This is a genomic window from Microcoleus pseudofavosus SVA1_A4 (assembly GCF_036700565.1).
Classification (GTDB): Bacteria; Cyanobacteriota; Cyanobacteriia; order Cyanobacteriales; family Microcoleaceae; genus Microcoleus.
In genome coordinates this window covers 15,246-41,685 of sequence record NZ_JAUBPE010000045.1, presented here as the reverse complement: position 1 = coordinate 41,685, position 26,440 = coordinate 15,246, and the positions used below count along the sequence as shown (strand labels likewise).

Here is a 26,440-nt window from a genome sequence, read left to right as displayed (position 1 = left end):
CATGGTAGATAAAGTTTCTAAACGCCTGGTAATAGATGCTTCTGTTGCGCGTGCTGCTGGTGGAGAAGATGCAACCTATCCCAAATCGGTTTACTGTCGGGATTTCCTTGAAGCTGTCTTGGATCTTTCTCACCGAGTTGTGATGACTCCAGATATTAGAGATGAGTGGAACAAACATCAATCAAAATCTGCTCGTATATGGCTGCGCCGGATGGTGGCCAAGAAGAAATTATGTCCCTGCGGTATCGCGGTAGATAATGATTTGTGGTGTCAAATTGAAGCAAAAGCCGAGAGCGATAAAGAGCGGGAAGTAATGGTTAAAGATTTGCGGTTGGTGGAAGCTGCGATCGCTACCGATCGCACAGTAATTTCACTTGATAACAAAGTAAGACAATGTTTTGCTAAAGTAGCAGTACAGGTTGATCGGCTTAAAGATATTATATGGGTAAACCCAGCCCAAATGGAAGAAAAACCCCTTGATTGGCTGAAAAATGGTGCTGAACCTGAAAGAGAACGATCGCTCGGATTTCAGAAAGCACACAACTGAGTAGATTTAGAGTAATTCCGGGTTAGTAGGATCGTCCGTGCGATCGCCATTTTACCAAATTTTCGTTGCCACAAAGGCGCGCCACTTTAATAAGCGGCACAAAACTCATACCATTTTAGATTTTAGATTAAAGAATTGGGAATGACTGACTGCATAAGGCTTTGGATCGCGGGCCTACAGTTGCATTGTTTCTTGAAAGTGGTATATAACCTGTCCGCCGCCGCCAAGCTTTTACCTTCGATCTCAATCCAATTTTAAAATGAAGCGTGAAAAATGCTGGACATGGGCGATCGCAAAAAAGCACTATTGGCTCTAACACTGCTTGTCCCTGCAGCTAGTATTGGTATAATAGCAGCCTTGTATATTGCCCCGGGAGTCTGGGGACAAACACTCTCAGTGTTGTGTCAAGTTTGGTTGCTGGTTTTTCCGATCGCGTGGTCTGTTTTGGTCGATCGCAAAAAGCTCAGTTTATCCCTGCCCCAGCGCCAAGAATTGCTGGCTGGATCTATGTGGGGAATATTCATGTTTGCGATGATTGTAGGTATCTATAGCCTTTTCGGCCAGCACTGGATCGATCCTGTAGTTGCTAAAGAAAAATCGCACCAATTAGGTATTAGCAGCGCTAATATTTACTTGATTGTTGAAGCGTATTTTGTGCTGGTTAACTCGCTGATTGAAGAATTCACTTGGCGGTGGTTTGTCTGCAACAAATGCCAGATTCTCATACCGGGAAGAAAAGCAATATTTCTGAGTTCGCTATTTTTCACGCTCCACCACATTTTTGTAATAGCAGCTTACAGCGACTGGCCGGCTGTGCTCTTAGGCTCATTAGCTGTCTTCGCCGCCGGGATAATTTGGTCTCAGTCTTATCTGACTTACCGTTCGCTTTGGTCGAGTTATATCAGCCACGCGATCGCAGATTTGGCACTGGCAAGTATTGGTTGGCAAATACTCTTTAATTAACTGCTTTTTCAGGGAATATTACGGCAATTTTATAGTAAAAATTGACCCTTTTCCCAACTCGCTCTCCAGACTAATATCTCCCCCTATTATCTGACCGAATTTATTGGCGATAGTAATTTCACCAGCTTCGGTAAATTTGCTGGCATTGCTCAGCAGGCTTAACAAACACTGATAAATCTTAGTAACATCAGTAAGCTGTCGGGCATCTAAGTTGTATTTTTCGGGCTGGCTACAAGATCCCACCCCACAATAATGTCATCAAACTTGACTGTAAAATTTAGATGCGCCTCAGCTTATAAACCGTGCCGATATCTGGGGGGCTGCGACACAACCCCCAAGATTATGCCGATTGTCATCCTCAATCGCAAACTTAGGAACAATAGAACTCTTGCAAAAATACAATGCACCCCACCCCAACCCTCCCCTTAGTAAGCGGAGGGGGCAAGATTTTTCTTGTTTCCCCCCTTTATAAGGGGGGACTAAGGGGGGTGAATTTGACTTTTGCAAGATATCTAATGATTATTTGCTCAGACATTTTTTTTGTAAGCGAGCTCGTTGGATACCTACCGCTAAGCTGCTGCTGAGGAGTCAATGTTGACACGATTTATGCCGATCGGCCCTTGCTTCTTTCTTCGATCTTTACAGGGTCATTTGATAATTTGCTGAACTTTTTTTACGGTAATTACTTAGACAGGACTTGCGCAGGCACGCTACATATACTCGGCGCAGAAGTGACAGTTGCTTTTGTCATCCTTTCCTGCGATCGCCTTTTATTAACAAATTTAAAACTCCGCCAGCTAATTAAATTTATACCGATGAAACTCTATGTTCTGTAGCGCGATTGAGAAACCTACTTTTTCAAACAGTGGACGCATCAACCGGGTTTTTTCACGAAAATATGACAAGTGAGGGCGAGAGATATCGGTTGAAAAACCCGGTTTATTCCCTGATTCGCGCGTCCAGGACTGTCATTGGCTCGATCGCGCCCGTGTCGGTATTTGAGAAAGCCACCATCTCTGAATCCTGACAAAATATCGTATTTTGTCAAGGAATACTGACAGAACAGTTACCAAAAAATCAAAGCTGCCGATCGGTGTTTAGATCTGTGGGAGCGATCGGGAAATCAACATTCTCTAAGTAAGAATTTCCCTCTTGAATGCCCAGTATAAAATTTTTCCAACCGCGAGCGTCAATCTACTGAATATTGTTACCAATGCTACCTTTCGTCCCCACAGTAAAGGTTAAGTTCTTTTCAGTTTCCAGTACATCCCTATCTGTAGGATAGGCAAGTGCTGTTCTGTTAAACAGGAAGTGTTGTCTAGCTTGGTGTTTGGCGCGAAAAAAGCTGCTTTTTGATGAGGTATCTGTCTTTAGGAGGAACTTTCGCGAACCTAAAAATTATCCCTATAGGAACTGTTTCGCGATCGCATCAATCATTATTATCAATTCAATAACAGCGAATTTGTGGCAGATCGATACTGGGGTGTTGCGAACAGTCGTTAGGTTTGATTCTATGTACACACCAGGAAAGCGGTAATTAATATTCACCCGCCCCTCTTTCCTGTCGGACTCTAATACCTGCGCTCCTCGCAGCGCCCAAAGCGAGTCGGAGTCTTCAGCGGGACTTAAAAATGAAAATCACCTTTGTTCTTCCTACTCTGTGTCTCACTGGTGGAATACGCGTAATATCTATTTTCGCAGAACGTTTGAGAAAGCGAGGACACTCCGTGTTCGTCATCTCTGTACCCCACGCGCAACCGAGTATGCGCCAGCAAGTCAAGTCGCTGCTGCGGGGACGGGGTTGGATTTCCACACCTGAAAACGAGCCCTCATTTTTCGATAACTTAGGTGTAGAACACAAAATTACCGATCGCTACCGCCCGGTAGAGGACAAAGATGTACCTGACGCTGACGTAGTAGTTGCCACCTGGTGGGAAACCGCCGAGTGGGTAGCCAAACTCTCTCCCAGCAAAGGAGCAAAAGCTTATTTTCTCCAGCACCACGAAGTTTTTGACTATCTACCTCAAGGTAGAGTAGAAGCAACCTGGATGCTGCCCATGCACAAAATTACGATCTCTCAGTGGTTAGTTGACCTAGCGAGGACTAAATACGGCGATCGCCAAGTTTCCTTAGCTCCTCCGAGCGCGGACACCAAGCAATTTTACGCCCCTCCTCGCAACAAACAATCGGTTCCTACAATTGGAATAATGTACTCTACAATCTACTGGAAAGGAACCGACATCGCCCTCAAAGCTTTTTCCATAGCTGCTGAAAAAATCCCCAACCTGCGTCTGGTTGCCTTCGGTGTAGATGCCCCATCCTCGGAATTGCCCCTACCGGCTAATGCTGAGTATGTAATTCAACCCGACCAAGACAAACTCAAAGACTCTTACAGCAAATGCGATGCCTGGCTGCTGGCGAGCCGCTCAGAAGGCTTCGGCTTGCCAATTATCGAAGCGATGGCGTGCCGCACTCCCGTCATCAGTACCCCAGCAGGCGCTGCTCCTGAAATTTTGAGCGGCGGTACTGGCATACTTGTAAGACCAGAAGATCCCCAAGAAATGGCAAAAGCCATAGAGTCTATCTGTCAGTTGCCAAATTCCGAGTGGCAAGCCATGTCCGAAGCCGCCTATGCCAAGGTGAGCAATTATACTTGGGAAGATGCCACGGATCATTTTGAAGCGGGATTGAAAGTTGCTGTAGACAAATCTAAACAGCGCGACGTTAACATAGTTTCCTCTTCTCCCTACTATGCGACCCCAGCAGCGGACCACAAAAAAGTTGAGGTTGGATGCTAACAGCAGCAATTTGAAATTCTGCCCGCCGCCGCGTCAAGAGCGCGGGATTCTCCGCAGAAACTCAATATCGTTTGGCGGGGTGCTTCTGCCAAAACTACTAAAATCGCCCGTGTCTTGTTTCTACGCAGCAGTCTCGACACGAATTCTGGCCCCACCGGCTAGCGAATACTGGTTATAAAGCGATCGCCGGCCAAAATCTGAACCCTAGTGCAACGGAGGTTTTGAGACTCGCGCCGTTACAGGTTAAACTTGTCCAGTCCTCAAACATCTCCCGATTTGTAATTGGGAAAAATCTCTGATGACAAAGTAAGGTCTGCTCGACTATCAAGTGACGATCGCCTCCAGCAGAACCCCCGCACCTGCACACAACCCAAAAAGAGACTTGTAAGTGTGAAATTCATGTTATCTATGGAGAAGTTTGATCGACCAGTGTCAATCTTCGGCATCTACTCATGAAAATTACTTTTGTCCTTCCTACCCTTTGTCTTACAGGTGGCATGAGGGTATTATCCATCTACACAGAACTTCTCCAAAAGCGAGGACACAAAATATTTATCGTCTCTACGCCCCCGGAGCAACCGACTTTGATCCAACAATTGCGATCGCTGCTCAGAGGTAGGGGTTGGCTGTCCGCTCCCAAGAAACAAGAGTCTCACTTTGACAAGGTGGATGTCGAATGCCGAGTTCTCGAAACCGACCGTCCAATTACCGACAAGGACGTACCTGATGCGGATATTATCATGGCTACTTGGTGGGAAACTGCCGAGTGGGTAGCAAAACTCTCTCCGAGCAAAGGAACGAAAGTATATTTTCTCCAACACTACGAGGCTTTTGACTACGTGCCAAAAGGTCGAGTAGAGGCAACTTGGCGGCTGCCGATGCACAAAATCGCTGTGGCCCAGTGGCTGGCCGACATAGCTCGGAATGAATACGGCGATTTGTCTGTATCTCTCGTCCCTCCCACCGTGGACACCAAACAGTTTTACGACGCCCAGTCGCGAGCGAAGCAGCCGCAAGGCAAGCAATTAGTTCCCACAGTCGGGATGTACTATTCTACAACTCCTTGGAAAGGCTGCGATCTTGCCCTGAAAGCTTTCTCTCTAGCTGCTAAAAAAATTCCCAACCTTCGTTTAGTTGCATTTGGTTCCGGCCACGATAGTCCTCTTCCCAATTTGCTGCCGCCTGGTACTGAGTATAATAATGCACCTACTCAAGACCAACTAAAAGAATTTTACAGCAAATGCGATGCTTGGCTGTTTTCTAGCAGCTCCGAAGGCTTCGGATTGCCAATTTTAGAAGCGATGGCTTGTGGCACTCCAGTCATCGGCACTCCTGCTGGTGGGGCTCGGGAACTACTTGCTGGCGGGGGTGGAATACTTGTCAAGCCAAAAGACCCAGAGGATATGGCACTCGCGATCGAGCAGATTTGTCAGTTGTCTGATGCCGAATGGCGGGCAATGTCAGAGAAGGCTTTGGAGACGGTGATAAATTATACTTGGGAGGATGCAACTAATCTCTTCGAGGCTGCACTGTACGCTGCTGTGGAAAGTCAGGCACAATTAACTCATAAGGCGTAAAATTGAGGTTGATTTAAAAGATTGGGGTTGGGCGATCGTTTAATCTAGAATTTTTATCGGGCAATTTGAGTTGTCTTTGTATAATTTTACTGCCAAAAAAGACCTATGGTTGCATTAATCCCAGTTGCTATGTTCGGCTTTATTCCAATCGTTTTTTACCTGTTTGTGAGGTTTCCGCCTCTGCGGGCAGTAGTTATAAGTTTTGTGGTAGGGTGGCTTTTTTTACCCCAAGCTTCTTATCCCATCCCCTCATTGCCACCGTATACCAAAATCTCCGCAGCTTGCTACGGCATTTTGCTGGCTACTATAGTCTACGACACTGCTCGCATCACCTCTTTTAAGCCGGGTTGGCTGGACGTGCCCATGGTAATTTGCTGTTTGTGTCCAATTGTTTCACAAGTTAGTAATGGCGGCAGCCCGATTTCTCCGACTGTCAACCAAATCGTTACTTGGGGTCTGCCTTATTTTTTAGGACGCTTGTATCTGGGTAATTTAGACGGGCTGCGACAATTGGCGATCGGGATTTTTGCAGGTGGGTTGGCATACATTCCTTTTACTTTAATTGAAGGGGTTAAGGGCCCCCTTCTGCACCAAATGGTTTACGGCGTCAGTGCCTTTGAGGACTGGGGTCAAGCAAGGCGTATGGGGGGGTGGAGACCGGTAGTATTTATGCAGCACGGTTTGATGGTGGGCATGTGGATGATGACAGCCGCCTTAATCGCAGTTTGGCTTTGGCAAACGGGGACGCTCAAAAAGTTTCAGGGTCGCAACATCAAGACTTTAGCAATTATATTAACTATCGCTTTTTTCCTATGCCGTTCTACTGGCGCCTACAGTTTATTTGCAATGGGGCTACTCGTATTATTCTCTGCCAAGTGGTTTCGCACCTCTTTGCCCCTGCTATTGATAATTGGATATATCGTGTTTTATCTGTACGTAGCTGCATCGGGTCAATTTTCGAGCAAAGACGTAGTTGGCTTCATTACTCAACTATTTGGCGAAGAACGAGCCGCCTCTCTGAAGTTTAGATTTGACATGGAAGAGATTTTGGGGGAAAAAGCGCGGCAAAGATTTCTTTTTGGCTGGGGCGATTCCGGCGGAAACCGCGTATACAACCAGTACGGTAAAGATATCTCGGTCACCGACAGCTTATGGATTATTGCATTTGGAGTCAACGGTGCAGTCGGTTTAGCTAGTTTATTTTCTTCATTGTTACTTCCTGTTATCGTATTTTCCGTGTTCAAGTATCCCGCCAGAACCTGGTCTAATCCCAAAGTAGCGCCCGCTGCCGCCTTGGGAGTAGCCTTAACTATGTACGTGTTTGACTGTGTTTTGAACGCTATGACTAACCCGATTTTTGCGCTCATTGCGGGAGGAATATCGGGTCTGGTCTTAAAAGCTCCAGAAAGTCTTAAGGCCAAGAAAACCAGTTCGCCACCAAGAAGACAGTCGCTGGTTCACCAAAAATCAGGATGATTTTCAGAAATGCGATCGCCGCTCCACTTCAAGTTTGAAAATATCTTGAATTCGCTGCATACAAAAACTATAAAACCTACCACCTTTGCATCAAATTAAGTTCGGGAGTTACGCTCTCTTTCTCACTCGATCAAAATTAGTATAAAAAAAATTATTACATTAATTTATAATGCTTCAACTATTAGCACGGGATTGTGTTTTTATTAAAACTGTGTTGCGGGTTGTAAACCAAAATTGGCTTTATACACTTTTTGCTAAAACAAGCTGATTCTTTACACAATCTTTAAAAATCCTGACTGGACAGGTAGGGTGTACAAGGATATACTTAAAAAGTATATTCACCTAAACGCCTTAGTGAAAACACGAGGCTCTAGTGTGGGTTGTCATAGTTTTAGTTGTAGTTTAATATAAAGGGTGGAAGGGAATAACAAATGAAAACAGTTAATTTATTGAATGTCTCGATAGATAACTTGTCAATAACAGAGTTGTTTGAAAAACTTGACTGCGAAGGTGGTGTCGTATTTACGCCCAATGTAGACCACTTGATTAAGTTGCAGTATGACCGCGACTTCTATGAAGCTTACAATACCTCTACTTATAGAGTCTGCGACAGTCAAATATTGATGTATGCCTCCAAGTTTTTGGGTACTCCTCTCAAAGAAAAAATTTCCGGTTCTGACTTGTTTCCGGCGTTTTATATGTATCACAAAGATAACGAGAAGATTAAAATATTTTTGCTAGGAGCTGCGGAAGGTATTGCTAGCAAAGCCCAGGAAAAAATTAACCAAAAAATTGGTAGAGAAATAGTGGTTGAAGCACTTTCTCCTTCTTTTGGCTTTGAAAAAAATGATGAAGAGTGTGAAACAATAATTGATGCGATCAATAAATCAGGAGCGACAGTTCTGGCTATAGGAGTGGGAGCGCCCAAGCAAGAGAAGTGGTTGGTTAAATACAGGAGCAAATTAACACACGTCAAAATTTTCTTAGCAGTAGGTGCAACCATTGATTTTGAAGCTGGTTGCAAAGCAAGAGCTCCCAAATGGATGAGTGAAGTCGGCATAGAATGGGCGTACCGACTGTTAAGCGAACCGAGAAGATTGTGGAAAAGATATTTGATAGAAGGTCTGCCTTTTTTCAGATTAATATTAGAACAAAAATTAGGGTTTTATAAAATGCCTTTCCTTGACAGCAAAACCAGGAAGCTAGAATGGGAAGGCGGTTCCTAAAAACTGGATCGACAAATCTCTAGCGTAAATTAAGCTGAGTATCAGAGAAAGTGCGTTTGACTTCAAGGTAAGACGGATGCAAGCTGTGGATAGTCCGATCGCACTTTCTCTCAAAATTATTCATTTTTGCTTTCAAGTCCAGGTAAAATCGGAAAGAAACCTTTTGTGGAAAATCCTACTTAGGGATTTAAATCATGAATCTGCCTTCTTTCTTGTGGTTGTGGAAAATAGCGGCTTGGTCAATGGGTGTTTCCCTGTTAGCTTACCTGTTGCTGGCCGTTACTGGAACGTGGATGTTTGCCGCTCGCAGTACCAAAAAACCGCGCCCAAAATGGCTGCGTCCTTTTCATGTGGCGACTGGTGCGGGGATGGCGACTTTGGTAATTTTACTGCTGGGAATTGGTGTAGTCGGTACGCTGGGATACTACGGCAATTTGGGTCACTCGGCTCATTTACCGGCGGGGTTAGCTGTTGTGGCTTTGGTGTTGGTTTCTGTTGGAAGCGGTCTGCAAATTGGCCCTAAACATCCTTGGGCGCGTCCCCTCCACATCACCACTAATTTGGCTTTGTTTGGGGGATTTGTGATTGTGTTGCTCACAGGATGGACCATCGTACAAAAGTATTTGCCAAAAGTTTAACGTTTGTAGTGAGGAATGCAAGTCCTCAGACTTTTATGAGGACTTGCATTCCTCACTACAAACCTGCTTCTGGTGACGCTGCACATTATGTTTTAGCTATGAATTCTAAAATATGCTGCGCGGTAATCTGCGGCTTTTCTAAGTGGGGAACGTGCCCGCAATCCGGTATCCAAATTAGTTGAGAATTTGCGATCGCACTTTCAAACTTTACCGCATCCGCCGTCCCCAAAATTCGGTCTTGTTTCCCCCACAAAATCAGCGTTGGCTGCTCTATTTGTGACATTTTTTCCCCAAAACCTCCGTAACCGCCACTTTTGGTAAACGCAATTAAAGCTTGATTCCAATTGGGCATTTCTAAATGGAGGGCGGCGCAAGTTTGTGCATCGACAGAAGCCCAAGTTTCATCGAAATAAGCATTCACGCTAATTTTTTGGCGGATTTTGGGGTTTCGCAAAAATGAAGTTGCCAAATAACCTAAAGGAGGAACTAAAAATTTCCCCTTATTAGAAGTGATGGCAAAACCAGCACTATCAATCAAAACTAATTTTTTGACTGCTTCAGGATGATTGAGAGTGAAGTCAATTGCTGCTGCACCTCCCATCGATGCACCGACTAAGATTACAGGCTGCGAAATTAGCGTTTTCCAGAAATAGTAGAGGTGACTTCCAATCGCCGTCGCGCTGAATGGCAAACCCGCAACTCTTTCTGTAAAGCCAAAACCCAATAAATCAACTGCCCAAGTTTCATTGTTTTCGGCCAGGAGTGGCAACAGGCGGCGGAATTCAAACACGGAACTGTCGAAGCCGTGAATTAGCAAAATAGGGGTGTTTCCGCTGCCTTGACGCGCGTAGGTTGTGGCAATTGGCCCAGAAGATAAGGGAGTTGTAATTGCCTCGCGTTGAATGCTTTGGGCTAAAGCAATTGAGGTAGATTCTGTTAGCTGTGCGATCGACTTTGGGAGAAAACTTGCTGGCATAATTCTTGATAAATTATTAATCGGTAGGGGCGGTGCCCTGTGCTCGCCCTAACATTTAAGTATATATTGCTTGCTCGATCGCTATTTTAGGAGTTGGGGCGATCGAGCCATTAAAATTCGATCGATACTTAGTATCCCTCAGCCCAGGCTAGGGTTGAGTTTGTTAACCCGATGTTAAAATATTTTATAATCCTTGCCAATAATTCCTTTTTAATCTACTATTACCTTCCTCTGCGTCAAAAGCGCCTCTGCGGTTCCTTCAAAAAAACTAATTGACAAATCCAATAAAATTAGCATACCATTTAGTCAAACATCTGAATATATGTTCAATAATTTTTACAATTATTCTAAAATCTCAAAAAGATACTGATAATAACTCAAAGTCCATCCCTCAAAACCTACAAACTAAAATTGGCGGAATAAACTGGGGCAACTGCGCCAAAACAGGAGAAGCCGGTCTGCAAAAATTGCCCGAAATTACCGAAATTAATGTAGTCTTTGCCACAGAAACTTTCGGTATAAATTGAACAAGGAATAGCAATTGCAACTTAAAATTTAAAATTTAAAATTGCTTGGCGGCTGTGTAGAGATAGCCAAAAATTCAGTATTTCTTCGCCGACTTGTTCTGGATAGAAGTGGTGAAAGAAATGCCTGCCGTCTTGACATTCCCAAAGCCGAGATCCTTTTTTAATAAATTTCGACCAGCGGCGCATGACAATAGGAGATACCACAAAATCTGTTTTGCTGCTGCATATCAACAAAGGTACTTCTACACCTTCATCGCGTAAATTACTCATTTTAAATAAGGAGTGAGGACAAGGAGAACAGGCTAAGTCATCCTCAAAATATGATATAAATCTTTGATTGATTATTTGATTTTGCAATCCCAGCATATCGCCAACCATTTGAGTCAAAACTTGTTTTCGGCTCCAGGAAAAAGCTGAAAGATGCGTATAGTAATGTGATTGCCAATTAATAGCAGATGGCAAACCGACAGCTAAAAGTCCCAAAGAACTTACTTTGTGAGGATAGCGGCGCGCATACATTAAACCAACTAATCCGCTGGTACTGTGGCCTATGAGATGAATTGGGCGATCGCGCAATGTTAAAAAATCGTGCAAAAGTTCAACAGCCATATCTAAAGAGCAAGCTTCGTCTTCAGTTTGTTGGTATTCCCATATTTGCACTGGTACAGAATCATTTAAGTAGGAAAGCAGCGAGCGATCGAAGAATTGCAAACTCGGACTTACACTTAACCAAAGCACGTCATCTGAACTAAATTTCATCTATTTTAAGTTTGAGATCGAGTTATTAACAATAATAATTTATCTGCTAGATTTTTCGGGCAGGTCGAGTGCGTAATTTGGATTTCCGAACATAATCTAATTACAAAACTCACCTGCTACCGTTAAGTCTACAAGCTAAATTCTTTCTTGAGTTGAGATACCCAAGATTTGATGCGCGATTCCGTCAGCTCGGATTGGTTGTCTTCATCAATAGCAAGACCCAAAAACTTGCCATTCACTACAGCTTTAGATTCATTAAAATCATAGCCCTCTACCGGCCAATAACCTACTGTTTCGCCGCCCTGTTCCGAAATTTTTTCAGCCAGAATCCCCATTGCATCCATAAAATTATCCGGGTAGCCTTCTTGGTCGCCAGTTCCCACATAAGCTACTTTTTTGCCGCTAAAATCAATATCATCAAGTTCGGGCAAAAAACCTTCCCAGTCGCTTTGCAGTTCGCCGATATTCCAAGTCGGACAAGCGATAATCAGACATTCGTATTCGGCAAAATCATCATTTTCAACGCTGCCGATCTCGTGCAAGGTCACGATATTGCCGCCAAATTCATCCCGAATCATTTCAGCTACCGACTCAGTTTTCCCAGTTGTAGTTCCGTAGAAAAGACCAATTGCTTTTGACATTTTTACTCCGAAGGTGAAATTTGATAGTGCTTGAAAATTATTTTTTTTGAGTCAGGATTTGGCATTTCCTGCCTGCAATTCAGACAAAAACAGTAGACGCGGTTGTGGCAAACCTGAGAAATTAAGGAGTCAAGGCAGCAAGGACACTGTTTTTTCATCGGGTTAAAGTTGAAAATTCATCAACCAAGCTAACTCGCTCATATCGGGGTCGGGTTCGCAGTCAATTAGTAACAAATTCAGCGTCGTTGCTACTTTTAGGGTGCGCGGGATGCCGGCGGGTACAAACACAAATACTCCCGGTTTTAAAGTGACTGTTCGATCGCACACCGTGAGAGTTCCCACTCCTTCTAAGACGGCGAGGGTTACATCTTTGGAGTCATCGAGGTCAGGTATTTCAGAATTTTTACCCAAACTCATCAGTTTTTGGCTGTCGGCGGGTTGTCCGTCGCTGATTCGCGAGGCTGACGCGGAAACTATTGCTGCTGTCACGGTGATTGACCTCCAGGTACTGTTAACTTCCGCTCGTTATTGCAATTTATATTCAATAAGCTACCATGCAATTTAGATAGATTGTCAAGCCTTTAATATTAAGATTTGTTACAAGAGGCTGTGTATCTGGGTTTACAAGCAGCGATTGCACCCCAAATTTGATAGGGGGGGGTAATTTGGGACGATAGAACTGCGATGGGCGATCGTACCCACCGCAGAATACTTGCTAATTATTTTCAGTTAATTCTGAAAACAGCCAACAGTCATCAGCCAACACTCATCAGTCAACACACTAATTCTTCGCGCCTACGCCAACATACATAATCGACGTATCCTCATTAATTTGGATTTTAAACAACCCAGACTTTTTGTAATCAACATAGTTACCGAGATTAGATGTTAGAGTTTGAGATACTTGTTTGAAAATTGACGCCGAAGGAAATACCTGATTTCCACCTGTAAAATCTTCCCAAAAACCGTGCATCTCGGCTAACATAGCGCCAATTTCTCCAAACATATCAAAACCTTTAATTTCAATCTTGCCGAAACCCGTATCGCGCATTACCACAGACAGTTCCTCCGGAGTAATAAACTTGTCCCAATCGTGAACGCCCCGCTTAATTTCCTGCAAAATATTTTCCATCAGTCCAATCATCACAATTTGCGAGGAAAAAGTTCTGTTGATTGTATCAAAAAAGAACAGTCCCCCTGGCTTGAGAATCCTGTGAACCTCTGACACAACTTTTTTGTAATCCGCAACGTGTTCTAAAACATCCACGCAGATGACGACATCGAAGGTATTGTCGTCGTAGGGCATATTTTCGGCAAAACCTTGCCTGTAGTCAATTTCCAAACCGCTGGTAACTGCGTGATTTTGAGCTGCTACAATACATTTGTCCGATCGATCTATTCCAGAAACCACAGCGCCTCTCTCGGCCATAAACTCGCAAGAAAAGCCACCGCCGCACCCGACATCTAAGGTTTTCAGCCCTCGCCAATTAGTCGCGTGTCTGTCGAAAAACTCAAATCTGGGTTTGTTTAGATGGTATAAAGCATAAATTTTAGCATTTTCGTCCCACCAATTATCGGCATTTTCATCATAAAATTCTAGATCGTTTTTTACTTCTGTTTTCAGCACGATTTTTAAGTCCTAATTAGTGGAAGATACAACGGGCGATCCTCTTCGAGGGCTTCGCTAACGCACTTTTGCTGGATTTTATAGGACTAACACCAAGAAACCCGGTTTCTGTGAAAAATCCGAGGTTTCGTGAGGAGTTCGCAGGTCTAAACAGGGTTTTGGAATCCGCGTCTGTAAGTTCTATTTTCAGGTTAGTTGCGAATCGCCACAGTTTTTGATTATAATACTTTTGGCACAAATTTCAACGAGATGGATCGCGTTTCTATTATCATCCCAGCCCTCAACGAAGCGACTTGTCTGGAACGCACCCTCCGTCAACTCAGCATCCTCAATCCTCCTGCTTGGGAGGTATTTGTGGTAGACGGCGGCAGTCAAGACGAAACAGTGGCGATCGCACTTTCCGCCGCCACCCGCGTTATTTCTAGCAGTACAGCCGGACGTTCCGTGCAAATGAACTTAGGTGCCAAAGCCGCCACCGGCGAAATTCTGTGCTTCCTCCACGCCGATACTTTAGTTCCCGACGACATTGTAGCAGTCATCAAGAAAACATTGTCCGATGCCGAAATTGTCGGCGGCGGGTTTATCTCCCTGATGGCTGGTTCGCAGCAAACAAGATGGGGTTTTTCCCTCCACAATTACCTGAAAACTTATTACGCGCCGCTGTTATTTCGACCTCATTTATTTTTCAAAGGATTGCGCCTGCTGTTTGGCGACCAAGTTATTTTTTGCCGCCGTACCGATTTTTGGGAATGCGACGGTTTCGATGCTGCGCTGCCTATTATGGAGGAAGCAGATTTATGTTTAAAATTGGTGCGGCGGGGTAAAATTAAGTTAGTCAATCGGGTAGTGGAAAGTAGCGATCGGCGAGTGGCGAATTGGGGCGAATTAAAAGCAACTGCCATCTATTTTTTGATTGGTTTTTTGTGGGGTTTGGGCGTTTCTACCCGGTATCTCAAGCAGTTTTATGAAGATATCCGCTGAAACATAACATCAGATTAAATTCCCAGAATGTACTGGCTGTATTTTGCGGGCAAAACTTTCTGTAACAGGTAAATAATCACCCAACAACCTAACAAAGTCCCGGTCACTAAAAAGCCGAGCTTCAGCAGCGGATTTACCGGGTCAATAAACTTATAAAACACTAACAACACATATTTCACTACTGTCGAATCCAGGAGATAGATAGGGAATGAATAAGCAGCCAATATTTTGATTAACCCAGATATTCTACTGGAAAGTGCAATACTCTTAGAAAAGGCCAGGATCGACAATACGAAAAAAATTGCGTATCCTTGAGAAGATATTTTAAAAAACGATCGCAGAAACCATCCGTCCGAATTAACTCCACTTATCAGGTAATATTCCCAAATGCTTGCTATATAAAAGAGGATAGTTGCCCATAAAATTGGTATTTTTCTGCGTTCGAGAACGGGTTGAATTCTGTCGTACGAGCCACCCAAAAATAGACCAGTTGAAAATGGTAAAATCCAACTAAAAATCCAGCGCTCCATCAAAGGTAGAGGTATTGATATGTATTTGAGAGCGGTTAAGTAGAAGAAGATTGTAAAAATTGTTTGAATTATTAAGCCCAAAGCCAAAACTTTTCTGGGTTCTAAAAATCTTAATTTCACGAGAAGCCACCACCAACCGTAGCATTGAACAATCACAACGATGAAGTAATAGGGAGGCATCACCGAGCCGGTCAGGATATCTCTGAATAATGACAGTAAATCAAATTTTTGGAGTTCTCCCCAATTATTTAAGATGTACAAAGCTATTGACCAAAACAGATAGGGGGGTATAATTTTTGACAGTCTTTTTTTTACTACCAGTGCGGGATTATTTTGATTTTCCAGTTTGTTGGTGAGAAAAAAACCGCTCAACAGTAAAAATGCAGGTACGCAGAACAGTTGAAATGTATCGATCGCGACAAATAGAATTCTGCGATCGCGAAATGCCAAGAACCCAGCATGAGTAATCACCACACTGACGATCGCTAAAGCTCGGATCAAATCAAATTCAGCGAACCGATTAGAAGCTTTTTCCATTGTAAAAATTAGATTGCAAAAATTTGAGTCTAATACTAATTCTCAACACTCATGCAACAGTAGCTGTAGTAGCTGTAGGGTGCGTCGCTCTCAAAAATCCTCAATCATAGCGACAATCTCGCAGCGACGCACCTTACAAACAGTCTTTCAGGAAACAAAGCCAACACTCATCATTGTTGCTTTCTGGAGGCGAGAATTGGTATAAGTAGAATTTTTTTGTCTGATGAGTTTTTACACTAGCACAAAATATTATATCTGCTCCTATCTTCACAAAACTTATGTTGGAGAAAATAAGTCACCGAGTGCTGGAATTGACGAATCAAGACTGTTGGGAAAAAAAATCTACCTAAAGTAGGTAGACTTTTAGAAATGTTCAATAAATGAGTTAACAGATAGCTAACCGTTGGTGTGGTGGATGTGCGATGCAGAAACGCTATCCAACCGATCGCGCCCGTTGCGGATCACGCGCAGCATATCGCTCAGCTTGTGCTCGATATTATCGAGCACTTGGTCGGCATAATCGTCGGCTCCGTTTTGAATTTCCTCGCATTCAGCCATCGCCCTCACTCTCATCTCTTCCAGTTCCTCTTGAGCCTGGTAGCGAATTTGTTCGACTTCCGCCAGCGTCGCCTGCTGAATTGCCTCGCAGTCGAGCAAAACTTGCTGTCGCAACTGATCTGCTTCTATCTTCGCCTGCTGGAGCAGGCCCATATCGTTTAAAAGTTCTGCCGCTCGCTGTTCTGCTGCTTCTATCACTTCCTGAGCGTAAAGTTCCGCCTCTTGAAGCAAGTCGTCCTTGTGCCGGATGATCGTCTCGGCTTCCCCAAAGGCGAGCGGCAAATTTAGCCTCACCAAGTCTAGCTGATCGAGCAACTGTTCTTCATCCACCAGAGTGCGCCTGGTCATGGGAATTCGCGGACTGTCGAGAACAATTTCCTCAAGCCGGTTTAATTCCCGCTGGATGTCTACTCCTGCGGTTCGGGTGGGGTCTCCGAAGGTGGCTGTGTTCTGAGGTGATTCGTTCTCAGTGCGGAGGCCGGTAATGTCGGGTTCGATGCGAGTTGGTTCCTGCTGGCGTAACATTTGTAAATATCTAGGGCGACGTGTTTCGGAACAAGATGATCTACGGATCCACCAAACTTGGCTATTTCTTTAACTACACTACTACTTAAAAAGCTGTACTCGTTAGAAGTTGCCAAAAAAACTGTTTCAATTTCCCCCAGAAGGGTTTTATTGGTGTGGGCCATCTGGAGTTCCATTTCAAAATCTGTTAGTACCCGGAGCCCCCGCAGCAGCACTTTGGCTTGTCGAATCTTAGCATAGTTTACTGTCAAACCCTCAAAACTGTCTACTTCTACATTTGGCAAGTGTTGGGTTGAGCGCAGGATCTGCTCGATCCGTTCCTCTACGGTGAACAGAGGAGTTTTACTGGGGTTTCTGACTACGGTAACAATTACCCGATCGAACAGTTTGCAGCCCCGCTCGATAATGTCTGCGTGACCGAAGGTAATGGGGTCAAAGCTGCCTGGATAGATTGCAATCACGAGTTTGGCTCAACGGAGAGTGGGAGAGTGCAGGAGTGGAGGAGTGGGGGAATGGGAGAGTGGGTAGAGTGGGAGAGTGGGGAGAGGGGGAGAGTGGGGAGAGGGGGAGAATTACGAAAATCTTCCTTGATTCTCCCGACAACTGACAACTAACAACTGTCAACTGTCAACTGTCAACTGTCAACTGACAACTGACTTCTACTTTTTCATGGAATGAGCTTTGTAGAAAGTTTCAAGGCTTTGCTTGTCGCCCACAAACCGCCAGTGCCAAGGCTCGTAACTGACGCCTTGGCGATTGTTTTTGGGGAAGGACATTTCAAAGCTGAAGGCGACGGCGTTGGCTTCTAGCCACTTGAATGCTTGGGTATTTTCAAAACTGGGACTGAGGTTAGTATCGGGGGCTCCGCCGTCGCCGATGTCGATCGCGTAACCGGTGTGGTGTTCGCTGTAACCGGGAGGGGCGCTGACTTCGGCTCGCTTGCTGGCGTTTTGCCTGCGTTCGGCTTTCACGTCAAAAAATACGTGCTGTTGGTCTTCAACAGAGCGAAAGCCGGATATAGGAGCGAAGTAGATCCCTGATGCCGCTGCGGCGTTGGCCATTTCCTGATATTTTGCTGCTGCTGAGGTGCGGAGTTTGATGCTACCGTCGGAGGTGACCCCTACCAAGTCTGGGGCTGGTGCTTCTGGGTACGGCAAATGTCCCAGCAGGTTGTCTGGGGTTGCGGCGGCGGTGCCGGCTTTTGGGTTGGTAGCTGGACTGGCGGCCGACCCAGACGGCGAACTCACCGGTGCTGGGTTTTGTTGAGTTTGCTCTGCCTGACTGGTGGCTGGGAACAAGTTAAAGTTGAGGTGCAGCCAGATGCTGACCCCAAAGGCTAAGGCGGCCAACCCTAGCAGTTTCCAAATCAGCCCTTTTTTCTTGGACTGACTCGGCCCTGCTTCTGGGTATGGGTGGTCTCGCACTGCTTCTGGAATTTCGTCGGCGACAAGCTCCGAGGCTTGCGGGGGTTTTCTCGACAGACTAGCGTTATCCAAGCCAGCTCCACTCCTGCACTTCAATAAGGCTCAACGTTACAAATTGTAGACCGATCTGGGCGATCGAACAGCTACAATTGCGGCTGAGTATATATCATCTCTTCCTGACTTCGCCCCATCCCATCCGCCCACTCTCGAATCTGTTGCTTGGGCGATCGAATGTGCGAGCGGACGATCGGCATAACTTTTAAGGTTATTGAACGGTATTGTAGGACACCCCGGAGCGATCGGCTACTTCCTTTAGCGATCGGTCTTCGAGCGCCGTCAATGTCTAATTAGTAGCTTAAAGCTCGATCGCCCCCAATCAAACATTACCAACCTCCACCAACTCAACATCACTAACAGCACCTGACTCTTCCCCTTCATCCCCTGCATCAACCGCAACTGTTAACTTCAATCCCAGAGCATTCAGCCAATTTGCCAAAGCATAAATTGTCGCACTTCCATTCTGCGACATCAAAACATCTAATTTTTTCAGGTGCAATGATGCCTCTTCATCTGACATATTTAGTTCTCCAAGAGCCTCAAATACATCTCTGAGCGCTTTTCGCATTATTCTTAATTCCAAATCGCCTGCTTCTTCCTCAAATATCTCTGTGAGATAGGCAGCAGCAAATAAGGGGTCTTTGAGAGATTTAATTTTTAAGGGATGGTAAGGTACGCTTTTAGGCATTTTCTCGACTCCTGTATTCTCTCCAATATTTCTTAGCTGTGCTAATATCTTGCTCTTGAGTGCTTTTATCTCCGCCGCATAGCAGAAGCACTATAGTTGGGGAGCATCCCATTTTTGCTTTCATATCATGGACGGTTGCATCAGAATAATATATTTCGATGATATACCGTGCGAGCGTCTCGCTCGCGGCTAGATCGCGAGCGAGACGCTCGCACTCCTAAAAAACGGCTTTTTACCAAATTGGGATCCTCCCCTATAGTTGTTTCTACTTGTCCAAAATAAACGCGGTACCCCGGGCCAAAGTCAATTCTAAATTCCCAGACTCCCTCTCCCAGCGATCGAGCATCTCCCAGGTTGCCATTGCTAACCCGCTCAAGCCTTCTCACAATCTTAGCTTTGCCCTTAAAGTCTCGGAGAGATTCCAACCACTCCGAAAAAGGAATTTTGCCATCAGGTATCTTGTACTGCTGAATTTCCCTCGGTTGTACTTCCATAAGGTCGATCGCAACTACTCGCTGATTATCATACGGGCGATCGCCCCCAATCAAACATTACCAACCTCCACCAACTCAGCACCAGCAACAGAACCTGACTCTTCCCCTTCATCCTCTTGAGCCACCGCAACTGTTAACTTCAATCCCAGAGCATTCAGCCAATTTGCCAAAGCATAAATTGTCGCACTTCCATTCTGCGACATCAAAACATCTAATTTTTCCCAATGCAATTTAGCATCATCAGCAGACATATTTGGCTCTCTAAGACCCTCAAATACATTGTTAAATGCGAGTTCGAGCAAACCGGGTTCAGGTTCTTCATCTTCCAAATGCGCCGTTAGATAAGCAGCAGCGTGTATTTTATCCTTAAGGGCTTCAATCAAATAGTCCTGGTAACTATCGCTAGTTGGCATCTTCGCGTTCTCCATATTCTTTCCAATACTCCTTAGCTTTGCGAATATCTTGTTCTTGGCTGCTTTTATCCCCACCGCAGAGAAGAAGAACAATTGTTGACCCAAATTGTCCGAAGTACACGCGATACCCCAGTCCAAAATCAATTTTTAATTCGCAGACTCCTTCCCCAACAGACTTGCTGTTTCCTAAATTCCCTAAGCGAACTCGGTCAAGCCTTTGCTCAATTTTAACTACCGCATTCAAATCTCGCAGGGAACTAAGCCACTCTGCAAAAGGATTTTTACCGTCTGGGGTAATATAACGCCTAATTTCCCTCGGTTGTACTTCCATAAGGTCGATCGTACTTGCACCCTCATTTTAATACGGGCGCTCGCCCCCCATCAAACATTACCAACCTCCGCCAACTCAGCACCAGCAACAGAACCTGACTCTTCCCCTGCATCAACCGCAACTGTTAACTTCAATCCCAGAGCATTCAGCCAATTTGCCAAAGCATAAATTGTTGCACTTCCATTCTCCGACATCAAAACATCTAATTTTTCCAGATGCAATGAGGCATCCTCCGCAGACATATTCGGTTCGCCCAGAGCCTCAAATACATCTTTTAAAGCAGAAGGCAAAATACCAAGCTCTAAATCTCCCTCTTCTTGGTCATTCAAAAACATCGTGAGATAGCCAGCCGAATATGCCGGATCTTGAAGATGTGAAATCACAAAAGGATGGTAAGGCAAACTTTTAACCATTGTTTTAACTCCTGTAATTTTTCCAATATTCCTTGGCCTTGCTAATATCTTGGTTTTGACTGCCTTTATCTCCTCCACACAGCAGCAGCACTAAGGTTAAGCCTACTTGTCCAAAGTACACCCGATAGCCCGGGCCGCAGTCAATCTTGAACTCAAAGACTCCCTCTCCCACAGAGCGAAAGTCTCCGAGATTACCTGCAATGACTCGCTTAAGTCTGACATTAATTTTGAGTTGGGCATTGAGATCCCGCAGAGAGTCAAACCATTCATCGAAAGGAACTTTGCCGTCTGGTGTCGTGTAACGCTGAATATCTCTGGGTTGTACTTCCATAAGGTCGATCGTACTTGCACCCTCATCTTAATACCGGCGATCGCCCTATCAAAGCTTCTTCACTTGGGCCAACTCAAAATCACCTATCGAAAGGAACTCTGCCGTCAGGCGCGGTGTAACGCTCAATTTCACCCTTGTTGCACTTCCATAATATTGATTTTAGCGACGATCGCACTCCTATCTTGCAGCCGCCCGATCGCCCCTTGACTCCATGCGCTACAATTATTAAGAAATCTTTAGTTAAATCCGTTTAACGTCTCGGACGCATTATGAGTCTTCCCATTCGCAACGTTGCTATCATTGCTCACGTCGATCACGGCAAAACCACCCTTGTGGACGCTCTTCTCAGACAGTCCGGGGTCTTCCGCGAAGGGGAAGAAATCCCAGATTGCGTCATGGACTCCAATGATATCGAGCGCGAGCGTGGCATCACAATTCTTTCCAAAAATACCTCTGTCCGATACAAAGAAACCCTGATCAACATCGTCGATACCCCCGGACACGCGGACTTCGGCGGTGAAGTCGAACGAGTTCTCGGCATGGTAGACGGTTGTTTGCTGATCGTAGACGCCAACGAAGGCCCGATGCCGCAAACCCGCTTCGTGCTCAAAAAAGCCCTAGAAAAAGGACTGCGCCCGATCGTCTTTGTGAATAAGATCGATCGCGAGCGAGCCGACCCCCACAAAGCCGTCGATAAAGTTTTGGATCTGTTCCTCGAACTAGGTGCTGACGACGATCAGTGCGAATTTCCCTACCTCTTCGGTTCCGGTTTAAGCGGTTACGCCAAAAAACACCTCGAAGACGAAGGGGTAGATATGAAGCCCCTCTTTGAAGAAATCCTCGACCACGTACCACCCCCCGTAGGCGACCCCAACAAGCCGCTGCAACTGCAAGTAACCACCTTAGATTACTCAGAATACGTCGGTCGCATCGTCATCGGCCGCATCCACAACGGTACAATTAGAGTCGGTCAACAAGCAGTCTTAATCACCGAAAGCGGCGCGCTTGTCAAATCAAAAATTAGTAAATTGATGGGCTTTGAAGGCCTGAAGCGGATTGATATCGCAGAATCTTCTGCTGGTAATCTTGTCGCCGTTGCCGGTTTTGCTGATGCCTATATTGGCGAGACAATTACCTGTCCGAACGACCCGCAAGCCCTGCCTTTAATCAAGGTAGACGAACCAACTTTGCAGATGACTTTCTCTGTGAACGATTCCCCTTTCTGCGGTCAAGAAGGAAGTTTGGTAACATCGCGTCAAATTCGCGATCGACTAATGCGAGAACTCCAAACCAACGTCGCCTTGCGCGTCGAAGAAACCGAATCTCCCGACAAATTCCTCGTATCCGGCCGCGGCGAACTCCACCTCGGAATCCTAATCGAAAATATGCGCCGCGAAGGATACGAATTCCAAGTATCTCAGCCGCAAGTAATCTACCGCGAAGTCGGCGGTCGCCCCTGCGAACCCTTTGAATGTTTGGTGTTAGACGTACCCGAAGAAGCAGTCGGCGGCTGCATCGAACGCCTCGGTCAGCGGAAAGCAGAAATGCAAGATATGCACGTCAGCAGCACCGGCCGCACCCAAATCGAATTTTCGGTCCCCGCTCGCGGTTTGATTGGATTCCGAGGCGAGTTTATGCGCTTGACTCGCGGCGCTGGAATTATGAATCACAGCTTCCTCGACTATCGCCCCCTCGGTGGAGAAATTGTCGCCCGTCGCAACGGAGTATTGATTTCCTTTGAAGAAGGAGTTGCAACTACTTATTCACTGAAAAATGCTGAAGACCGCGGCGTATTTTTCATTACCCCCGGAACCAAGGTTTACAGAGGGATGATTATCGGAGAAAACAACCGAGATGAAGACATGGAGCTGAATATTTGCAAGTCGAAGCAGTTGACAAACCACCGCGCATCTGGCGGTGAAGAATTGGCGCAGTTGCAAGCGCCAGTCGATATGAGTTTGGAACGTGCTTTGGAGTACATCGGCCAGGATGAATTGGTGGAAGTAACACCGAAATCAATTCGCTTGCGGAAGGTTTCTAAGAAGTTGGTCAAACGCTAAAACAAAGGTAGGGTGCACAATGTGCACCTTACGTTTTATCGGCAGTAACAACCTGCCATAACTTAAAAATTTATATATTAGCCAATTGTGCTTTAGTTATTTTACTTAATTATCTAAGAAATTGATATTTATCAGTAGATGTTTCCCTCAAAGCCTTTAAACAGTATGCAAATAAGGTTCTCCGAGAACAACAAGTATTCCGATTAGATAAAACCTTTTCAACATTAAGTCGATCGAGAATTCGACCGCCGTGTTCCTTTTCGTTAAATCCAGAATATATTTGTTTTAGTTCACCTTTGGGGTGGCTAATAGTTTTATTTTATTATTGATTTCTATATCATAGTCTGCCTTTCATGTCAATCGACACATCGGGCTTCTCATGGGCGATCGCGCGATCGACTAACCGCCACAATATGTTTTAATTTATATTTGAGCAAAATCCAAGCAAAACCAGCCATGAGTCCTAAATCAATAGCCGTAATCAACTTCAAAGGCGGTGTCGGAAAGACCACCGTCACTTGGAGTCTGGGAAATATTATATCCCAAGGAACAGACTTAGAAGTCTTGATGTTAGACTTAGACCCGCAAATGTCGCTCACAGAGGCGATCGGACTTAACGAAAATACAGGTCATTTAGATGACAAGTTTGGTAAGTGGTACGAAAAATCTCTCAAGCACAGACTCACAATTTACGACGCTCTAGAAGTCTTTAAAAAAGCCGGACAAAACTTTAAATTTCCCGTGGGTTTCGACACCATTTATCAGATTGACGAACAGTTGCATTTTGTCCCTTCAGTTGAAGAATTGTATTGGTTGGATATCGATGGATTTGAGGGCAAAAGTGTTAAAGACTTCATCCGCAGATTTATCGGCAAAATCGCCAACTCTGCGAATCTCCCCAAATATGACTTAATGCTTTTTGACTGTTCGCCTTCCTTCAGCCTCCTCACCTACAGCGTACTCTCTTGCTGCGACTTAATATTAATTCCCGTCAATCCCGATTATTTTGGTTCTAGGGGATTGAGTCTAGTTTTAAACTCGCTCCAGAAACGGATTGAGCCTTATCCGTTTCCCAAGATAGCAGTGTTTATGAATAAAGCTAAAACCTATGGAGGATTGCTGACAAATGAAGTTCAGTTTTACATGAGAGAAGTCAAGAGACTTTGCGATGAGATATCAAAAGATAATAACATAGAAGTTAGATTTTTAGAATCGACGATTCGGGAAAGCGTCGGGCTAAAACGGGCAATTAATGAGGGAGAACTGCCGCGAGAATTAGTTAGAGAATTTGAAAAACTATGGCGCGAGTGTGAGGAGTATCTGAAATGATTAAAAAAGAAATTTCGGCTGCTTCCGAACAAGAAAGCGGAGGGTTAGTTGAGGAAATTGGCGAACTTAAGGAAATCTTGCGGGACGTTTCTCGAAAATTAACCAGGCTTGAAACTCAAGTCAAGCGGGGAGGGCTTTCGGCTGCGTCAAAAACTTCGGATATTCCCAGGGGTGCTGATGTTAATAAACCTGTTAATTTATCGGGTGGCAATGTTCTAGAAGTTTATGAAGAACTGCGTTTACAAGCTAAGAATGGTAATGAAGAAGAGGTAAGGCAAAAGTTGTTGGCCATGAGTGCAACTGACTTGAACTTGATGTGTTGCGAGTTAGGGATGCCGCCCAGTAGCAAGAATCCGTCCCGCAAAAAAATGTTCGAGCTAATTATTGGTAGAATTAAACAGAGTTTGAGGCTGTCGCGGCATATAGACCGACAAACACTTTAAACAGTTGACAGTTGACAGTTGACAGTTGACAGTTGACAGTTGACAGTTAATAGTTAATAGTTCATAGCGAAAATTCGAGCTGTCTTTTTTGCTTTCCACTTTCCATTGTCAAGAGGATCAACTAACAAAATGCGTTTGAATAAATTATTGCGACTTAGCTCGATCGCCCTCATCTCCCTAACACTCTCAATCACCTGGTTTTTGAGCCTGCAAAGCCCTCCGACAATCGCAGCCCAAAAATCAAGCATACTGGCATTTGTGGCTCTCCAGAGGCGCGGCAGCGAGAACAGATCCCCTTTATTTGCGGTCAATGCTACCAGTTCCGCTCGCCGCGAACTTACACCTAATATAGATGTTATAGCTCCCCTAGTGTGGTCGCCCAACGGCCAGCGACTGGCTTTCGTTGGCGGATACAGCGACATCTATACAGTCAATGCTGACGGTTCTCGACTAACTAAACAGTTTGCTGAGGCTGGTTGCAAAGCAGCTAATTTTGAAATAGCTTGGTTTTCCAACAGCCAGAAACTTGTTTTTGCCCGTTCCTGTGACGGTTCTACCTCTGATTCTCCCGGCACCCAATCACTTTATACAAGCAACACTTCTGGCATTAAAGGAACTAAATTAGTTCTGGAGTTGGAAGTAGGAGGAGAGCCGCCTAAAACGGAAATTTCATCACAATTTTACCTTTCACCGGACGGCCAGCAGGTAGCATTTGTTAAGGATAAAAATATCTACAAAATGAATGCCGACGGTTCGGGAATGACCAAACTAACTAAAAGTCCCGGCGAATATATATCCGGCGGAGGTCAACTTGTTTGGTCGCCCGATCGCACAAAAATTGCTTTCCTGTTCGGCGCTTATCCGAAACAGCAAATTTACACAATTAATGCCGATGGAACCAACCTCAAAAATTTGACAAACAACCCGCAAAATGAGGTTTACAACGGCAAACTATTGTGGTCGCCCGACAGCAGCCGCATTGCTTACTATTACAATAAACCTGGCGATTCATCAGGCGAACAGCAAGATATCTACCTGCTCGACATTAAGCGGGGGACAGCCAAGAACCTCACCCAAAAACCCAGAAACTACGACGAACTTTCATGGTCGCCGGATGGCAAACTTATTGCCTTCGTCGCCGGAGACTTCAACAATCAAAAACTATACACAATTAATGCTGACGGGAACCAGCTAAATCAACTAGCTACCCGGCTAAAACCATCGGGAATTTCAGAATTAGCTTGGTCTACTGACAGCCAGAAAATTGCTTTTATATTTAATGAAATCCCAGGAGACAAAAGCAACTTGTATGTAATTAATCGGGACGGTTCGGTATTAACTAAATTAACAAATGACCGGGATTTGAATGCTAGCAATCCGGTTTGGCAACCGCAGTAAAGTTACGGGTTAATAAATACAGTCGTGGATACAAAAAGCAACGGAGGAGGACACGGCAATGCCGTTTCCCTACCCGAAAAAAATCGTAGCACGGGCGAAGACTCGCCCGCGATCGCGAGAGATGTAACTATCGCCTGATTAATTAATTGTAGAATTGTAGGGAAACGGCACTG

General features: G+C 45.0%; 30 protein-coding genes and 1 pseudogene. 14 read left to right on the top strand and 17 right to left on the bottom strand.

All coding sequences use genetic code 11. The features are described 5' to 3' along the window. Position 1 precedes the first annotated feature (1 nt). Together QUA02_RS19475 and QUA02_RS19470 are read left to right on the top strand one after the other, a co-directional pair. Positions 2-547: a hypothetical protein gene (locus QUA02_RS19475; RefSeq protein ID WP_333029997.1), complete on the top strand. Its 546-nt coding sequence runs from the start codon at positions 2-4 to the stop codon at positions 545-547. A gap of 273 nt (positions 548-820) precedes the next feature. Further along, a complete protein-coding gene (locus QUA02_RS19470; protein WP_333029995.1) occupies positions 821-1,510 on the top strand; it encodes a CPBP family intramembrane glutamic endopeptidase in 690 nt (229 codons plus the stop codon). 18 nt (positions 1,511-1,528) lie between these two features. Here the strand turns inward: QUA02_RS19470 and QUA02_RS19465 are convergent, their stop codons facing one another. Next, positions 1,529-1,753 (bottom strand): ATP-binding protein, encoded by a 225-nt coding sequence (locus tag QUA02_RS19465; RefSeq protein WP_333029993.1) that lies wholly within the window; start codon positions 1,751-1,753, stop codon positions 1,529-1,531. A gap of 622 nt (positions 1,754-2,375) precedes the next feature. On the opposite strand from QUA02_RS19465, the gene QUA02_RS19460 reads away from it, so the two are divergent. The 6 genes from QUA02_RS19460 to QUA02_RS19435 all read left to right on the top strand — a co-directional run bounded on the left by QUA02_RS19460 (position 2,376) and on the right by QUA02_RS19435 (position 9,225). Continuing rightward, positions 2,376-2,537 (top strand): hypothetical protein, encoded by a 162-nt coding sequence (locus tag QUA02_RS19460; RefSeq protein WP_333029992.1) that lies wholly within the window; start codon positions 2,376-2,378, stop codon positions 2,535-2,537. A 604-nt stretch (positions 2,538-3,141) separates the two neighbouring features. Next, a complete protein-coding gene (locus tag QUA02_RS19455) occupies positions 3,142-4,308 on the top strand; it encodes a glycosyltransferase family 4 protein (RefSeq protein ID WP_333029990.1) in 1,167 nt (388 codons plus the stop codon). Between the two features lie 452 nt (positions 4,309-4,760). Next, complete coding sequence (locus tag QUA02_RS19450; protein WP_333029988.1) at positions 4,761-5,885, top strand: glycosyltransferase family 4 protein; 1,125 nt, start codon at positions 4,761-4,763, stop codon at positions 5,883-5,885. 105 nt (positions 5,886-5,990) lie between these two features. After that, the gene (locus QUA02_RS19445) at positions 5,991-7,361 is read left to right on the top strand and encodes an O-antigen ligase family protein (RefSeq protein WP_333029987.1); all 1,371 of its coding nucleotides are present in this window, start codon (positions 5,991-5,993) and stop codon (positions 7,359-7,361) included. Positions 7,362-7,792: 431 nt separating this feature from the next. Beyond that, complete coding sequence (locus QUA02_RS19440; RefSeq protein ID WP_333029986.1) at positions 7,793-8,587, top strand: WecB/TagA/CpsF family glycosyltransferase; 795 nt, start codon at positions 7,793-7,795, stop codon at positions 8,585-8,587. Positions 8,588-8,781: 194 nt separating this feature from the next. Continuing rightward, positions 8,782-9,225, top strand: a complete 444-nt coding sequence (locus QUA02_RS19435; RefSeq protein ID WP_333029984.1) for a DUF4079 domain-containing protein — start codon at positions 8,782-8,784, stop codon at positions 9,223-9,225. Between the two features lie 85 nt (positions 9,226-9,310). Here QUA02_RS19435 and QUA02_RS19430 read toward each other — a convergent pair whose 3' ends face one another. Further along, positions 9,311-10,201: an alpha/beta fold hydrolase gene (locus tag QUA02_RS19430; protein WP_333029983.1), complete on the bottom strand. Its 891-nt coding sequence runs from the start codon at positions 10,199-10,201 to the stop codon at positions 9,311-9,313. Positions 10,202-10,473: 272 nt separating this feature from the next. Between QUA02_RS19430 and QUA02_RS19425 the strand changes: the two genes are divergently transcribed. Further along, positions 10,474-10,728, top strand: a complete 255-nt coding sequence (locus QUA02_RS19425; protein ID WP_333029982.1) for a hypothetical protein — start codon at positions 10,474-10,476, stop codon at positions 10,726-10,728. Positions 10,729-10,749: 21 nt separating this feature from the next. Here the strand turns inward: QUA02_RS19425 and QUA02_RS19420 are convergent, their stop codons facing one another. The 4 genes from QUA02_RS19420 to ubiG form a co-directional block, all read right to left on the bottom strand. Beyond that, the gene (locus QUA02_RS19420) at positions 10,750-11,487 is read right to left on the bottom strand and encodes an alpha/beta fold hydrolase (RefSeq protein WP_333029981.1); all 738 of its coding nucleotides are present in this window, start codon (positions 11,485-11,487) and stop codon (positions 10,750-10,752) included. Between the two features lie 128 nt (positions 11,488-11,615). Continuing rightward, positions 11,616-12,128: a flavodoxin FldA gene (fldA, locus tag QUA02_RS19415; protein ID WP_333029980.1), complete on the bottom strand. Its 513-nt coding sequence runs from the start codon at positions 12,126-12,128 to the stop codon at positions 11,616-11,618. Between the two features lie 162 nt (positions 12,129-12,290). Next, a complete protein-coding gene (locus QUA02_RS19410) occupies positions 12,291-12,617 on the bottom strand; it encodes a cupin domain-containing protein (RefSeq protein ID WP_333029979.1) in 327 nt (108 codons plus the stop codon). Between the two features lie 292 nt (positions 12,618-12,909). Then, positions 12,910-13,755: a bifunctional 2-polyprenyl-6-hydroxyphenol methylase/3-demethylubiquinol 3-O-methyltransferase UbiG gene (gene ubiG / locus QUA02_RS19405; protein WP_333029978.1), complete on the bottom strand. Its 846-nt coding sequence runs from the start codon at positions 13,753-13,755 to the stop codon at positions 12,910-12,912. A 249-nt stretch (positions 13,756-14,004) separates the two neighbouring features. Between ubiG and QUA02_RS19400 the strand changes: the two genes are divergently transcribed. Beyond that, entirely contained in the window at positions 14,005-14,736 is a 732-nt protein-coding gene (locus QUA02_RS19400; protein WP_333029977.1) for a TIGR04283 family arsenosugar biosynthesis glycosyltransferase, read from the top strand. Between the two features lie 14 nt (positions 14,737-14,750). On the opposite strand, the gene QUA02_RS19395 is transcribed toward QUA02_RS19400, so the two are convergent. From QUA02_RS19395 to QUA02_RS19350, 11 genes and pseudogenes are all read right to left on the bottom strand, one after another. After that, on the bottom strand, positions 14,751-15,803 hold the full coding sequence (locus QUA02_RS19395) for an acyltransferase (protein WP_333029976.1): 1,053 nt from the start codon (positions 15,801-15,803) through the stop codon (positions 14,751-14,753). 396 nt (positions 15,804-16,199) lie between these two features. Next, positions 16,200-16,886: a F0F1 ATP synthase subunit B family protein gene (locus QUA02_RS19390; protein WP_333029975.1), complete on the bottom strand. Its 687-nt coding sequence runs from the start codon at positions 16,884-16,886 to the stop codon at positions 16,200-16,202. Then, positions 16,769-17,347, bottom strand: a complete 579-nt coding sequence (coaD, locus tag QUA02_RS19385) for a pantetheine-phosphate adenylyltransferase (RefSeq protein WP_333029974.1) — start codon at positions 17,345-17,347, stop codon at positions 16,769-16,771. The genes QUA02_RS19390 and coaD overlap by 118 nt, the downstream gene beginning before the upstream one ends. 198 nt (positions 17,348-17,545) lie before the next feature. Further along, positions 17,546-18,382 (bottom strand): M15 family metallopeptidase, encoded by an 837-nt coding sequence (locus QUA02_RS19380; protein WP_333029973.1) that lies wholly within the window; start codon positions 18,380-18,382, stop codon positions 17,546-17,548. Positions 18,383-18,686: 304 nt separating this feature from the next. Beyond that, positions 18,687-19,055: a helix-turn-helix domain-containing transcriptional regulator gene (locus QUA02_RS19375; protein ID WP_333029972.1), complete on the bottom strand. Its 369-nt coding sequence runs from the start codon at positions 19,053-19,055 to the stop codon at positions 18,687-18,689. Beyond that, positions 19,048-19,152, bottom strand: a pseudogene (locus tag QUA02_RS33675) (type II toxin-antitoxin system RelE/ParE family toxin); the annotation flags it as partial. The pseudogene QUA02_RS33675 and the gene QUA02_RS19375, both read right to left, overlap by 8 nt. Positions 19,153-19,195: 43 nt before the next feature. Next, positions 19,196-19,549 (bottom strand): type II toxin-antitoxin system RelE/ParE family toxin, encoded by a 354-nt coding sequence (locus QUA02_RS19370; RefSeq protein WP_333029971.1) that lies wholly within the window; start codon positions 19,547-19,549, stop codon positions 19,196-19,198. Positions 19,550-19,599: 50 nt separating this feature from the next. Continuing rightward, positions 19,600-19,962, bottom strand: coding sequence for a helix-turn-helix domain-containing transcriptional regulator (locus tag QUA02_RS19365; RefSeq protein WP_333029970.1), 363 nt, complete (start codon positions 19,960-19,962; stop codon positions 19,600-19,602). Further along, positions 19,952-20,293 carry a type II toxin-antitoxin system RelE/ParE family toxin gene (locus tag QUA02_RS19360; RefSeq protein WP_333029969.1) on the bottom strand — a complete coding sequence of 114 codons (342 nt, stop codon included), beginning with the start codon at positions 20,291-20,293 and terminating at the stop codon, positions 19,952-19,954. The genes QUA02_RS19365 and QUA02_RS19360 overlap by 11 nt, the downstream gene beginning before the upstream one ends. 50 nt (positions 20,294-20,343) lie before the next feature. Beyond that, on the bottom strand, positions 20,344-20,706 hold the full coding sequence (locus QUA02_RS19355) for a transcriptional regulator (RefSeq protein WP_333029968.1): 363 nt from the start codon (positions 20,704-20,706) through the stop codon (positions 20,344-20,346). 4 nt (positions 20,707-20,710) lie between these two features. After that, the gene (locus tag QUA02_RS19350) at positions 20,711-21,037 is read right to left on the bottom strand and encodes a type II toxin-antitoxin system RelE/ParE family toxin (protein ID WP_333029967.1); all 327 of its coding nucleotides are present in this window, start codon (positions 21,035-21,037) and stop codon (positions 20,711-20,713) included. 269 nt (positions 21,038-21,306) lie between these two features. On the opposite strand from QUA02_RS19350, the gene typA reads away from it, so the two are divergent. The 4 genes from typA to QUA02_RS19330 all read left to right on the top strand — a co-directional run bounded on the left by typA (position 21,307) and on the right by QUA02_RS19330 (position 26,267). After that, positions 21,307-23,097 carry a translational GTPase TypA gene (gene typA / locus QUA02_RS19345; RefSeq protein WP_333029966.1) on the top strand — a complete coding sequence of 597 codons (1,791 nt, stop codon included), beginning with the start codon at positions 21,307-21,309 and terminating at the stop codon, positions 23,095-23,097. Positions 23,098-23,553: 456 nt separating this feature from the next. After that, positions 23,554-24,426: a ParA family protein gene (locus QUA02_RS19340; RefSeq protein WP_333029965.1), complete on the top strand. Its 873-nt coding sequence runs from the start codon at positions 23,554-23,556 to the stop codon at positions 24,424-24,426. After that, positions 24,423-24,869 carry a hypothetical protein gene (locus tag QUA02_RS19335; protein WP_333029964.1) on the top strand — a complete coding sequence of 149 codons (447 nt, stop codon included), beginning with the start codon at positions 24,423-24,425 and terminating at the stop codon, positions 24,867-24,869. Before QUA02_RS19340 ends, QUA02_RS19335 begins: the two co-directional genes overlap by 4 nt. A gap of 129 nt (positions 24,870-24,998) precedes the next feature. Then, complete coding sequence (locus QUA02_RS19330; RefSeq protein WP_333029963.1) at positions 24,999-26,267, top strand: DUF5050 domain-containing protein; 1,269 nt, start codon at positions 24,999-25,001, stop codon at positions 26,265-26,267. The last annotated feature ends 173 nt before the right edge of the window (positions 26,268-26,440 follow it).